Below are 13089 nucleotides of genomic sequence, written 5' to 3'. Positions count from 1 at the left end.
GCCGTTGTTGTCCGTGACGGAACCCTTGATGGAGCCGGTCGGCTTCGGGGTGGGCTTGGGGGTCGTCGGCTTCGGCGTGGTCGGCTTCGTGGTGGACGTCGGCGTGGTCGCCTTCGTCGGCGTGGCCGGCTTCGTCGTGGTCGAGGTCGGCGTGGCCGGCTTCGTCGGGGTGGGCTTTGCCGTAGTCGACGTCGGGGTGGGCTTTGCCGTAGTCGACGTCGGGGTGGGCTTCGCCGTAGTCGACGTCGGCGCGGGCTTCGCCGTAGTCGACGTCGGCGCGGGCTTCGCCGTAGTCGACGTCGGGGTGGGCTTTGCCGTAGTCGACGTCGGGGTGGGCTTTGCCGTAGTCGACGTCGGGGTGGGCTTTGCCGTAGTCGACGTCGGCGTGGGCTTTGCCGTAGTCGACGTCGGCGCGGGCTTCGCCGTAGTCGACGTCGGCGTGGGCTTCGCCGTAGTCGACGTCGGCGTGGGCTTCGCCGTAGTCGTCGTCGGCGCGGGCTTCGCCGTAGTCGACGTCGGCACGGGCTTCGCCGTAGTCGACGTCGGCGCGGGCTTCGCCGTAGTCGACGTCGGCGTGGGCTTCGCCGTAGTCGTCGTCGGCGTGGGCTTCGGCGCCGTGGTCGTGGTCGCCGGCTTCGGCGTCGGTTCACGCTCAGGCGTGAGGTCATCAAGTGACGCCTCCTGATTCTCACGCACCGTCACAGAACGCGTCTTAGGCTCGAGGTACCCCTCCCCCGGAGTCACCTCAACCCGGTACTCACCAGTGGGCACATCCTTAAACTCAACACGATCCGCAATCGTATCGACCGACACCTCAAAACGCTTCGACGGATCCTTGACATCAACAAGGACAACCTTCGACACCGAACCCGGCGTCACCGAACCAACAACCGAACCCTTCGCACGCTCAGGCGTGAGGTCATCAAGTGACGCCTCCTGATTCTCACGCACCGTCACAGAACGCGTCTTAGGCTCGAGGTACCCCTCCCCCGGAGTCACCTCAACCCGGTACTCACCAGTGGGCACATCCTTAAACTCAACACGATCCGCAATCGTATCGACCGACACCTCAAAACGCTTCGACGGATCCTTGACATCAACAAGGACAACCTTCGACACCGAACCCGGCGTCACCGAACCAACAACCGAACCCTTCGCACGCTCAGGCGTGAGGTCATCAAGTGACGCCTCCTGATTCTCACGCACCGTCACAGAACGCGTCTTAGGCTCGAGGTACCCCTCCCCCGGAGTCACCTCAACCCGGTACTCACCAGTGGGCACATCCTTAAACTCAACACGATCCGCAATCGTATCGACCGACACCTCAAAACGCTTCGACGGATCCTTGACATCAACAAGGACAACCTTCGACACCGAACCCGGCGTCACCGAACCAACAACCGAACCCTTCGCACGCTCAGGCGTGAGGTCATCAAGTGACGCCTCCTGATTCTCACGCACCGTCACAGAACGCGTCTTAGGCTCGAGGTACCCCTCCCCCGGAGTCACCTCAACCCGGTACTCACCAGTGGGCACATCCTTAAACTCAACACGATCCGCAATCGTATCGACCGACACCTCAAAACGCTTCGACGGATCCTTGACATCAACAAGGACAACCTTCGACACCGAACCCGGCGTCACCGAACCAACAACCGAACCCTTCGCACGCTCAGGCGTGAGGTCATCAAGTGACGCCTCCTGATTCTCACGCACCGTCACAGAACGCGTCTTAGGCTCGAGGTACCCCTCCCCCGGAGTCACCTCAACCCGGTACTCACCAGTGGGCACATCCTTAAACTCAACACGATCCGCAATCGTATCGACCGACACCTCAAAACGCTTCGACGGATCCTTGACATCAACAAGGACAACCTTCGACACCGAACCCGGCGTCACCGAACCAACAACCGAACCCTTCGCACGCTCAGGCGTGAGGTCATCAAGTGACGCCTCCTGATTCTCACGCACCGTCACAGAACGCGTCTTAGGCTCGAGGTACCCCTCCCCCGGAGTCACCTCAACCCGGTACTCACCAGTGGGCACATCCTTAAACTCAACACGATCCGCAATCGTATCGACCGACACCTCAAAACGCTTCGACGGATCCTTGACATCAACAAGGACAACCTTCGACACCGAACCCGGCGTCACCGAACCAACAACCGAACCCGTAATCGGGCTATAAGAGGTCGTAACCCAGGCAGATGCATTCCTGAGACTTACGGTGACTGGTTGCCCCTCAGCGTTGAGCTTAACTTGGCCCTTCTTATCCAGCTCAACGGCTGTGATGGCAGCGGGGTCAAGGGCTTTGAATGTGACCGAACTTGACGCCTTAATTTTCTCGATCGGTTCTTTAATCCGGAACGTAAATCCACGGCCATCAGAGTGAGGTGACGCTATTCCCTCGTAATTTTCTTCATGGGTGCGGTAAACGCCCTTTTCGTCTTCGTACCCCCAGCGGTAGACCGCGGAGACAGGAAAAGGTTCGGTAGTCGAGAATTTGTATGACTTATACTCATTCTCCCTAATCCGCGCTTCAAATGTGTTCAGCCGGTCCGAATCTTCGGGGAAATCAGAAAAGACACTGCGGAAAGCCTGTCCCTTTTCATAGTTTACCGAGCCACTGATAGCCGTCTGCGCACCCGCAAGCGGCACCTCACCGACTAACCCCCCACTCACCGCAGGCACCGTCAGCCCCGCCAGCGCGAGCGAGATAGAGGTCATACCAGCGACCACCGTGCGCTTGCCGGAGTGCCCGCGCCTAGCAGAACGGGAACGAGAAGCCGGGGCGTTGTAGCGCTCGGGGTCAGCAGGCCCCTGCGCGGCGTTTAAATCGTTGGACTCGAAAGAAGAAGCGTTCTTCAAGATTGCTCCAATGTGAGAATGTGAGAGAAATTGCTGGGAGAAATTCGAAGGAAGAAGTACACAGAACACACACTTCTGCCACGAAACTGCGAAATAAATTACCAACCAGCCAGAGTCCACACAAGGCGAGACCCCCTAATAGTACAGATTATTAGACAGATATCAGAACAAGTCCCGGAAACAAAGAAAACCCCAAGCAGTCTGGCCGGAGCCTAAATGCTTGGGGTTTACCCACAATTGGTGCGCCCGGAGGGATTCGAACCCCCAACCTTCTGATCCGTAGTCAGATGCTCTATCCGTTGAGCTACGGGCGCATTCACTTGTTACTGTCTCTCGACAACGGAGAAGAACATTACACCGGGGTGAACAGACCACCAAAACAGCAGGTCACAACCCCAACACGGCCTTCGCGATGAGGAAGTAGATGATCAAGCCCGTCGCGTCGCAGAAGGTGGAGATGAATGGGTTGGAGAACACCGCCGGGTCCGCGCCGACAGACTTCGCAATGATCGGCATCGCGCCGCCCACCGTCGCCGACATCGCACACACACAAAAAAGTGTGCTTCCTATCACAATGCCAATATCGCGCCCGAACACGGCCCACGCGATGCCCAGTCCGAGGACGCCAAGCACCGCCCCGAGCGTCGCGCCCACCCGCAACTCGCGCCACATGACTTTGAGGATGTCGCCTTTGGAGACGTCGTTAAGTGCGAGCGCTCGAGTGACCGTCGTGGCGGCCTGGTTGCCGGTGTTGCCGCCCGTGCCGGTGAGCAGCGGGATAAACAGCGACAGCTGCGTCACCTGCTCGAGTGTGCCCTCGAAGATGTCCAGCACCTGCACGGTGAGGATCGCGGAGACCGCGAGCACGAGCAGCCACACGATGCGCGAGCGCACGAGCTTGAGCACCGGCGTGGACAGATACGGCTTCTTCAGCGACTCGGAGCCACCCTGGCGCGCGGAGTCCTCACTGTCGGCGTGTTCGACGATGTCCGCGGCCTCGTCGAAGGTGAACAGGCCCACGAGGCGGTTGCCGTCGTCGACTACCGGGAACGCGAGGCGCCCCGCGGACAGCAGGCGCCGCGCCGCATCCTCCGCGTCGTCCGCGGCGTGCACGGTCGGCGCCTCGCGCATCACGTCCCCGACGAGGTCGTCGGGCTCCGCCTGGAACAGGTCACGCAGCGTGACCACACCGCACAGCGTCCGCTCGTCCCCCACCACGGCGGCGGTGTACACCGTCTCCAGGCTGTCCACTTCAGAGCGAAGCGTATCGACGACGTCCCGCACCCGCGCATCCGCCCCCACCATCGCCACATTCGGGCTCATCGCGCGGCCGACCGAGCCCTTCTCGTAACCCAGGATGACGTCGGTGTGGGCGCGCGCGTCCTCGTCGAGGTCGCTGAGGAAGCGCTGCGCGATCTCCGGCGGCAGGTTGTCCAGGAGGCGCACGCGGTCTTCGGGGCCGAGATTGTCGAAGAGCCCCGAGACGTCCTCGCGACCAAGCGCGGCGACGATCTCCGCCTGGTGGGCCGGGTCGAGCGCGTCGAACAGTGCCGCGGCGCGCTCCGGGGGCAGCAGGCGCACGAGCACCGCACCGCGCTTGGCGGGTTGGCGCTCGACGAGGCGGATGACGTCGCCAAGCGGCAAGCCCGCGAGCTGACGCTGAATGCCGTCCAGGTCCTCGGTGCGGATCGAGCGGCGGCGCCGGAGCGTGCGCTCGAGGTCGTGGAGCGACTGCGCTGTTGTCGCTGTTGTCGCCTGGGTCGCCGTCTGGGTTGCCATCTGCGTGTGCCTTTCCGCTGGCGCCGGTGTGGTCGCCGGCTGCTGTGCCGGTGCAGACGCTACCGCAGCGGGGGTAGCGGGGTGAGCCAACCTGTCAATCGCACGCATTACTCCCCACGAATGCGTGGCACGTGTAAAAATCTCTGAGGATTCTGCGATACAACCGCCGGATACCTGTCCCTCGCAGCAAGGAGCTCCCATGGCACGACCCTTCCGTACCCGCCGCACCCAGATCGCGGCCGGCGTTCTTTCCGCGGCGTTGGTCGCGCCGTTCATCTCCCCCGTCCACCTCGCCCCCGTGGCTTCCGCGGTGGAGGCCACGGCCTTCAACGCCCGCTACAACACCACCAACTTCTGGGACGCGAACGAGGCCGTGGTCCAGGGCCTCGTGCTCGAGCCCGGCGACTCGGTCGCGGCAACCACAAACACCATCTTCAACTGGCGCTTCCGCACCAGCGGCTGCAACCTCGTGCTCGTCCGCCCCGAGTCCAAGGCGGCGTTCAAGTCCGGCAACCAGGACATCCCCGTCAAGGTGACCAAGGCGGACGGCTCCTCCTACACCACCACCCTGCGCGTGAACGTGGTGGACTCCCAGACCACGGGCAACTCGTTCACCGAGCCGGCGGACCAGTGCCCGTCGCCGACGCCGACGCCCGAGCCGACGAGCACGCCGGCTTCGTCTGAGCCGTCGGCGGCGGAGACGACGTCGCCAAGCATGAGCTCCACGACGGCGAGCGACTTCAACGGCCGCTACACCACCGCGAACTTCTGGAACAAGCAGGAGGCCGAGGTGGAGGGGCTGCGGCTGCAGCCGGGCGACGGCGTGTCCCCGACCACGAACACCATCTTCAACTGGACGTTCCGCAACGACAACGGCACGCTCACCGTCATCCGCCCGCAGTCCGCGACGGCGTTCCGCTCCGGCGACGTGGACATCCCGGTGAAAGTAACCACCGCCGACGGCGGCTCGTTCCGCACCACGCTGCGCCTCAACGTGGTGGACAGCCGCCCCGTCGCCGACTGGGAATCCCAGCTGGACACGCGCTACCCCATCGACTTTGAGAAGTCCACCGCCGCCCGGTCCATCGAGGGCATCTCGCTTCCCGACGGCGTCACCGCCACCAAGGCCAGCATCACCGTCCCTGCTGGCTGGGCCGTGTCTACCGAGGGCAACACCCTGCGCGTCACCCCGCCGAGCACGTTCAAGGACGGCGACGTGGACCTGCCGATCAAGGTCGTCGACGGCGAGAACTCCTTCGCCGCGACCCTGAAGATCGCGGCGAAGAACCCGTCGCAGACCCCGTCCGAGGCCGCCGGCACCGCGGCGGACATCCTCGGGCCGATCATCGGCGGGATCATCGGCGCCGGCACCGGCGGCGGCGCGCTCGGCGGGCTGGGCAACATCATTGGCGGGCTGCTCGGTGGCGGGTCTGGGTCTGGGTCTGGGTCTGCGGGTTCCGGTTCTGGTTCCGGTTCTGGTTCCGGTTCTGGTTCTGGTTCCGGGAAGGGGCTGCTCGAGGGCATTGTGAAGGTCGACGTGCACCCGAGCGCCGTCGTGATCACCGGCAACGCAAACCCGACCGTGGTGGTCACCGGCAACGGTTCCAACAACGGCTCGAACAACTCGGCCGTCGTAACCGGCAACGCAAACCCTGTGATCACGGGGAACGCGAACCCGAGCAACAACGGGAACAACAACGGCTCGAACAACTCGGCCGTCGTGACCGGCAACGCCAACCCGACCGTCGTGATCACGGGCAACCTCAACCCGACGAACAACGGCAATAACAACGGGAACAACAACGGCTCGAACAACTCGGCCGTCGTGACCGGCAACGCGAATCCGGTGATTACGGGCAACGCGAACCCCGTGGTCACGGGCAACCTCAACCCGACGAACAACGCCAACAACAACGGTTCCAACAACTCGGCCGTGGTCACGGGCAACGCCAACCCGACCGTGGTGATCACCGGTAACCTCAACCCGAGCAACAACGGCAACAACAACGGTTCCAACAACTCGGCCGTGGTCACGGGCAACGCCAACCCCGTCGTGACGAACAACGCCAACAACAACGGTTCCAACAACAGCGTGGTGGCCACGGATAACGCGAAGGCGACCGTCATCGTCACCGGCAACTTGAACCCGAGCAACAACGGGTCGAACAACAGCGTCGTGGCCACAAACAACGCCAACCCGACCGTGGTGGTCACCGGCAACCTCAACCCGAGCAACAACGGCAACAACAACGGGTCGAACAACAGCGTGGTGGCCACGGATAACGCGAAGGCGACAGTCATTGTCACGGGCAACGCCAACCCGGTGATCACTGGCAATGCCAACGACAACGGGAACAACAACGGCTCGAACAACTCGGCCGCCGTCACGGACAACGCCAACGGCGGGCTTTTCGGCCGCAAGAAGCAGGGTGCCCAGGGCAGCGGCAGCGAGGAGCCCTCCGCCCAGGGCAAGGGTGGCTCGAGCCTGTTCGACGCCAACGTTGAGGTCGCCGGCGGCTCGTCCGACCCGCGCTGCATCGCCCCGCTCGTCGGACTGGGCTTGCCGCTCATCGCTCTCGTGCCGATCGCAGCGGCACAGCAGCTGCGCATCCCGGGCCTCGAGCAACTCGCAGCGCAGGCATCCCGCGCGTTCGACGACACCGCGCGCCAGTTCTCCATCGAACCCGCGCAGCTGACGGCGGTTGGTGGTGGGGCCGTAGGTGTCGTCGCAACGCTGTTGCTTGTGGCGGCCCTGCGCACGTGCGTGCCCGAGGTCCGCGGGGTGGATATCACGCTCGGCGGCAGCAGCAAGGAGACGGTGACCACGACGGTGGCCCCGGTCGTCGAAACGAAGCCGGCGTAACCGGGCTTCGATTTACCCAAACCCTGAGAACCAAACCATGAGAATAGGGGGCTATTCGGCCGATTCTCATGGTTTGGTTCTCATGGTTTGGGGGCGCGAGCGGGCGGGGTTTGGCAGCGCGAGCAGGAGGGGTAGCGCCCAAAAAGGAATGAGGACAAAACTGACCTCATTCCCTCCAACACACCCACCCCACCCATGACAGCATCAGCACGCAGGCGGGGTAGCGCCCAAAAAGGAATGAGGACAAAACTGACCTCATTCCCTCCAACACACCCTCCCCACCCAACAAGGAGGGGCACAACCCCAAAATGTGCGCCCGGAGGGATTCGAACCCCCAACCTTCTGATCCGTAGTCAGATGCTCTATCCGTTGAGCTACGGGCGCAATGGCGGAGATGACAGGATTTGAACCTGCGGCCCCCGCGAGGGGGCAACTCCTTAGCAGGGAGCCCCATTCGGCCACTCTGGCACATCTCCAGCGCTTCGCATACTCTACCCGCTTCCCCGCGGCCGTCCAAATATCCGCAGCGTCCGGCGGGGAATTGTCCGTATACTCGGGCGCATGAAAATCCACACTTGGCTCACCTCCGGCCTCGCCGCCCGCGACAATTCGAAGAACCCCGCCGACTACCTCGTTTGGTTCCCCGCGAACCTGGACACGCTCACCGACGGCCCGCTCGTCGGCGAGAGCGAATCCGTCCCCTTCTACCTCACCCCGAAGACCTCCGCGCTTCGCGGCGCCGGCGAGGGCATCGTCCTCCTCGGCGTCCCGCTCGGCGAGCTGAAGGGCAACTGGCGCTTCGACAACCTCGGCGCGTCCGCAAACCGCAAGTCCACCGAGAGCATCGACGAGATCGCCAGCATCGTCGGCGACAACTTCGCCTACCAGGGCGACGGCGCCGCCGTGGTGCAGCTGCGCGGCGAGTTCCCCATCGAGCAGGTGCAGGTCGTCGCCGGACAGAACCGCCCGGACACGAAGCGCGCGATCGAGTTGCTTCGCGACGTCCCTTCGGACTTCAACGGCGAGCGCCAGTTCCACACCATGCCGGAACTCTTCCCCGACGAGGCCTAAGCCCCTACTGCTTGCTCTTCGGCCGCCACTCGTGCTCGATGCGGTCGAAGAGCTTTTTCTCGGCCTCTTCCTTGTCCTTCAGCCCGTCGAGCACCTCTTCCAGGCGCTCCGCCGGGATCACGGTCACGCCGTCCCGGTCGCCCACGATGATGTCGCCCGGGCGCACCACCGCGGAGTCGCACGCCACCGGGTAGCCCACCTCCGCCGGGCCGAATTTGGAGGGGCCCATGGGCGTTTCGCCCGTCGCAAAGATCTGGAGCCCGTAGCCCTCAAGGTCGTCGAGGTCGCGCACCGGCCCGTCCACGACGGCGCCAACCACGCCCGCCTCCACCATCATCTTGCCCAGCTGGCCGCCCAGGATCGCGGCGCCGAAGGACCCGCGGGCGTTGATGACAAGGACGTCGCCCTCCTTGGCGTCGTCAAGCGCGCGCCACACCCCGAGGTTGTCACCGGGCTGCACCGAGATGGGGAACGCGTTGCCCACGAGCGTGCCCGTGCCGGTGAGCCGCCTGATGCGGCCGGACATGGTGGTCAGGTGGTTCAGCGTGTCGCCGACGACCGCGGCCTCCGCGTCCTTGAGGCGCTCGAGCTCGCTCGCTTCACGACGTTCCCACGGCTCATTCACCCGCACATTCGACAAATCTGCGTCGATGATCATGCGCGCCATCGTAGCGCGATGCCGCGGCGGGTTAGCGCCGGGAGCGAGCGGTCGTCCGCGTGGTGGTCGGCGCCACCGTGGTCGGCGCCGGCGACTTCCCAGCGTCACCCCTATCCGACGAGCCCTTCACCACCGTGAACGCCTCACCAGGCTCATTCGAGCACCAGTCGTAAATCACCGCACCAGCAGCAATCAGGCCAATCACACCAGCAGCAATCGTGCCGAAGCGCTGCACATCCGGATCCGCAGCCATCTGCTGCAACTGACGATTCGCCGCATCAAACTGCGCACGCAACTCCGCAAACTGATCATCATTGCGACCACCGTTGCCGTGCACACCCCAATCCGGAGTGTTCCGACGCCACGCATCCTGCAGCTCACCATTAATCTTGTTCACCTGCTCGTTCACCGCAGCAGCGTACGGGCGAGCAATCTCACCACCGACAGCACCCAAAATCGCCACCGGCACCAAGTACAAGAACGGCGATCGCACCGCATTCGCCACACAACGATCGAGGAAGTTATTACCCTCCTCCACACTCGGCGTCGGCACCGGCTGCTTCACCGTCTCCGTCACAGGAACCGGAACAGTCTGCGTGACGGTCTCCTTCACCGGTGGCTTCGGCTCGCTCGGCTTCACACCGAGGTCGATGTCGAGGTACTCCTTACCGGACTCGACCGTCACCGTGCGCTTGACCTGCGACGGATCGGTCGGCTGCCAGTCGCGCGGGCGGTACTCAACCGTGTAGTCGCCCGGGGTGACGTCGACCTTCCAGTTGCCGTCGTCGTCCGTGACGGTGCGCGTGACCTCGTTGCCGTCCTTATCGCGGATGATCACGGTCACGTCCGGCACGCCCTGTTTCTCGTCCGGGTCTTCCTTGCCGTTGCCGTTTTCGTCGACCCACACGCGGTCACCGATGCGGCCCGGCTTGATCGGCTCGCAGCCGCAATCCGGCTTGCCCTTCTTGATGCCCAGGTCGTACGTGTCGTTGAACTCCCGCGGGCCAACCGTGACCTTGGACTTCAGCCCCGTCTCATCCGAACCGGGGGCCTTGGACGTGATGTCCCAGCCCTCCGGTTTGATGAAGCGGATGTCGTATTCCTTGCCGGGCGTGAGCCCGTCGATACGCCAAGCGCCCTTCTCATCGGTGAAGGTGGTGCGGGTCGGCTCGCCCGGACGCGACACCTCGACGATGACGTTGGGCACGCCCTCCTCGTTCTCGTCGTCCTTGCCGTTGCCGTTCGCGTCATTCCAGACGCGGTCGCCCACGGAGCCCTGCGGGAGGACGCCGAGATCAACGTCGAAGTTGTCCTCGCCCGGCTCGACCACGATCGTGCGCTCCACCTGCTCCTTCACGCTGGGCACGCGCGTGCCCGGCTCGTAGCGCACGGTGTACTCGCCCGGCTCGACCTGAACCTTCCAGTTGCCGTCCGTATCCGTGACGGTGCGGGTGACAACCTTGCCGTCCTTATCCAGGATTTCGACCGGCACGTTCGGGATACCCGTGTTCTCGCCCGGGTCCTCCTTGCCGTCGCCGTTGGTGTCCTCCCACACCTTGTCGCCAATCGTGCTCAGCGTCGGCGGCACCGTGGTGGTCTCGTGGACGGTGGTGGGCACCGGCTTCTCGACGACCTTCGGCACCTCCTCCGTCCGCACCGTCGTGGACACGGTGGTGGACACGGACGTGGTGGGGGACGCCACCGTCACCGTGGTCGGGACGGACCTAGTCCTGGTGGTTGGGACCGGCTGGGTGACCGTTGTCGGGAGCGGCTGGGTCGTTGTAGCGAGAACCGTGACCGGCGTGCAACCGCAATCCTCGGTGGTGACCACCGTCGTCGAGCTCTTCTCGGTCACCGTGGTCGAGCTCTTCTCGGTCACGGTCGTCGGCACGGAAGTGGTCTCCGTGGTGGTCTCCGGCACGTCCGAGAACAAGCCAAGGTCGTAGGTGGTGTTATCCTCGCCGGACTTCAGAGCTGCGACCTTGTCAGACAAACCGTTGGAGTCAGAAGCCGCGTCGCCCACCTTCGTCGGCGAAACGCGGTAGCCCGAAGGGGCATCGAACTCCACTCGGTAGTCGTCCACGCCAGGCGTGAGACCCGTGATCTTCCACTCGCCATCTGCACTCGTCTTGGTCTCGCGGACGGGTTCGCCAGGGCGGGAAACACGCACGACAACGCCTGAGACCCCGCCTTCGCCATCGTTCTGGATGCCATCACCCTTGCCAACCTTTTCCGCGTTGCCTTCATCCAGGCCTTCATCCAGCCAGACGCGGTCGCCGATGGATGCGGGGGCAACGCCAAGGTCGATCGTCGGGTCGTGCTGGCCGGACGTGAGCGTGACCTTGGTGCTCAGCTCGTTGGAGTCCTTGCCGCGATCTTCTCCAACCAACGCGGTTGTCGCAGACGTGCCGTCGGGAAGCGTAAACGTGACGGTGTACTCCACCCCAGGGGTCAGGCCGTCGATACGCCACATGCCCTTATCGTCGGTGGTGGTGGCGCGCGGCTGCTCGTCGACGCCCTCCGGCGGCGTCACCGTTACGGTGATGTTCGGGACGCCGTTCTTCTCGCCCTCGTCCTGGATGCCGTCGCCGTTCTCGTCGACCCAGACGCGGTCGCCCACAGAAGCAGGCTTGACCAGGCCGAGGTCGTAGGTCGTGTTGTTTTCACCCGGCTCGAGCGTCACCTTGGAAGTCAGCGGGTTCGAATCCTTACTCGGGTCATCGCCCTGCTCCGTCTTCGTGACCTGGTAACCAGCGGGCGGGGTGAACGTGACGGTGTACTCCACGCCCGGATTCAACCCATCGACGCTCCACTCACCGTTCTCATCGGTCACCGTCGTGTGCGTCTCACCGTTGGGGCCGGTTACCTTGACGATGGTGTTCGGGACGCCGTTCTTCTCGTTATCGTCCTGGATGCCGTTGCCGTTGGTGTCCTCCCAAACACGGTCGCCAATCGACGCCGTCTGGAACACGCCCAAGTCGTACGTATCGTTGAACTCGCCCGGCGCCAGCTTCACCGTCGAACGCAGACCGTTGGAATCGGTGCTGCGGTCATCGCCGACAAGCGCGTCCGTCGCCTTGTACCCCTCCGGCAACTCGAAAGTCACAGTGTACTCCACACCCGGGGTGAGCCCATCGACGCGCCAATTACCGTCCGCGTCGGTGATTGCGGTGCGCGGCTGTTCATCCGAACCGGGCGGCGGGGTCACCGTCACCTTCACATTTTCAACGCCGGCGGTCTCGTCGGCATCCTGAACACCGTTCCGGTTCGCATCCACCCACACGCGGTCTCCGAGGGAGGCGGCAGCACCGAATTTAAGCTGCGCCTCTGCTTCAGCTTCAATCGGCGGTCGCAGTGAGACGAAATGTGCGAGAGCGCGATCGCCGGCACCGAATTGGCAAGAACTACTTTCGACCAGCTGATGGATCTCAATAGTGGTTCCGGATCTGACCCACATTTCCGGGGCCGTGACGTTGCTCGAATAGGTGAATGGCCACTGCCAGACTTTCAGCCACTGCGGGTCGGGGACCCCTGTGTATTCCTTTAGCGGCCTCGTTTGATCTGGAATTGCTGCGGTTGCCTTCCGCATCACTTCATCGGTGATGTCGTAGCCTTCCGGATCGGTGACTTTGATGGAGAAAGCGCCCGGCACCAGTGAGATGTCTGGATCGTTTGTGCCTAGAAACAGCTGAACCAATTTTTCACCGTAACCGCCACCCTTTAGCTCCGACACAACCCACATCTCAGCCCGGCACGGGTCAGGAGTTGTGTGAAACTGGACTCGCTCTCCCTGATAGCCAGTGTCATTTGCTTTGTAAAGCAAGTCGCTGTACGGCTGCGTCCATCCGGT

The 13089-nt window shown here is 63.5% G+C and carries 6 protein-coding genes and 3 tRNA genes; 3 read left to right on the top strand and 6 right to left on the bottom strand.

Annotated features, from left to right (window positions below):
• Positions 1–13: 13 nt before the first annotated feature.
• The gene (locus CJEDD_RS00580; RefSeq protein ID WP_273657562.1) at positions 14–685 is read left to right on the top strand and encodes a hypothetical protein; all 672 of its coding nucleotides are present in this window, start codon (positions 14–16) and stop codon (positions 683–685) included.
• 2421 nt (positions 686–3106) lie between these two features.
• Here CJEDD_RS00580 and CJEDD_RS00575 read toward each other — a convergent pair.
• Positions 3107–3182: transfer RNA gene (locus CJEDD_RS00575), tRNA-Arg, on the bottom strand.
• Between the two features lie 73 nt (positions 3183–3255).
• The gene (gene mgtE / locus CJEDD_RS00570) at positions 3256–4647 is read right to left on the bottom strand and encodes a magnesium transporter (protein WP_042410333.1); all 1392 of its coding nucleotides are present in this window, start codon (positions 4645–4647) and stop codon (positions 3256–3258) included.
• A gap of 199 nt (positions 4648–4846) precedes the next feature.
• On the opposite strand from mgtE, the gene CJEDD_RS00565 reads away from it, so the two are divergent.
• A complete protein-coding gene (locus tag CJEDD_RS00565; RefSeq protein ID WP_273657560.1) occupies positions 4847–7510 on the top strand; it encodes a hypothetical protein in 2664 nt (887 codons plus the stop codon).
• A gap of 311 nt (positions 7511–7821) precedes the next feature.
• On the opposite strand, the gene CJEDD_RS00560 is transcribed toward CJEDD_RS00565, so the two are convergent.
• Together CJEDD_RS00560 and CJEDD_RS00555 are read right to left on the bottom strand one after the other, a co-directional pair.
• Positions 7822–7894: transfer RNA gene (locus CJEDD_RS00560), tRNA-Arg, on the bottom strand.
• A 2-nt stretch (positions 7895–7896) separates the two neighbouring features.
• Positions 7897–7986, bottom strand: a tRNA-Ser gene (locus CJEDD_RS00555).
• Positions 7987–8071: 85 nt separating this feature from the next.
• Here CJEDD_RS00555 and CJEDD_RS00550 point away from each other — a divergent pair.
• Positions 8072–8581, top strand: a complete 510-nt coding sequence (locus CJEDD_RS00550) for a hypothetical protein (RefSeq protein ID WP_042407384.1) — start codon at positions 8072–8074, stop codon at positions 8579–8581.
• Positions 8582–8585: 4 nt separating this feature from the next.
• Here the strand turns inward: CJEDD_RS00550 and CJEDD_RS00545 are convergent, their stop codons facing one another.
• Both CJEDD_RS00545 and CJEDD_RS00540 read right to left on the bottom strand, forming a co-directional pair.
• Complete coding sequence (locus CJEDD_RS00545; RefSeq protein ID WP_042407412.1) at positions 8586–9239, bottom strand: RraA family protein; 654 nt, start codon at positions 9237–9239, stop codon at positions 8586–8588.
• Between the two features lie 31 nt (positions 9240–9270).
• The gene (locus CJEDD_RS00540) at positions 9271–12516 is read right to left on the bottom strand and encodes an SdrD B-like domain-containing protein (RefSeq protein WP_198132994.1); all 3246 of its coding nucleotides are present in this window, start codon (positions 12514–12516) and stop codon (positions 9271–9273) included.
• Between the last annotated feature and the right edge of the window lie 573 nt (positions 12517–13089).

The sequence above is a fragment of the Corynebacterium jeddahense genome, assembly GCF_028609865.1.
GTDB classification, from domain to species: Bacteria; Actinomycetota; Actinomycetes; order Mycobacteriales; family Mycobacteriaceae; genus Corynebacterium; species Corynebacterium jeddahense.
The sequence above is the reverse complement of the archived record's forward strand: the minus strand, read 5'-3'. Positions and strand labels throughout refer to the sequence as shown.

Coding starts and splice junctions, on each gene's coding strand:
- CJEDD_RS00550 (WP_042407384.1), top strand. CDS start 8,072: ATGAAAATCCACACTTGGCTCACCTCCGGCCTCGCCGCCCGCGACAAT.
- CJEDD_RS00545 (WP_042407412.1), bottom strand. CDS start 9,239: ATGATCATCGACGCAGATTTGTCGAATGTGCGGGTGAATGAGCCGTGG.
- CJEDD_RS00565 (WP_273657560.1), top strand. CDS start 4,847: ATGGCACGACCCTTCCGTACCCGCCGCACCCAGATCGCGGCCGGCGTT.
- mgtE (WP_042410333.1), bottom strand. CDS start 4,647: ATGGCAACCCAGACGGCGACCCAGGCGACAACAGCGACAACAGCGCAG.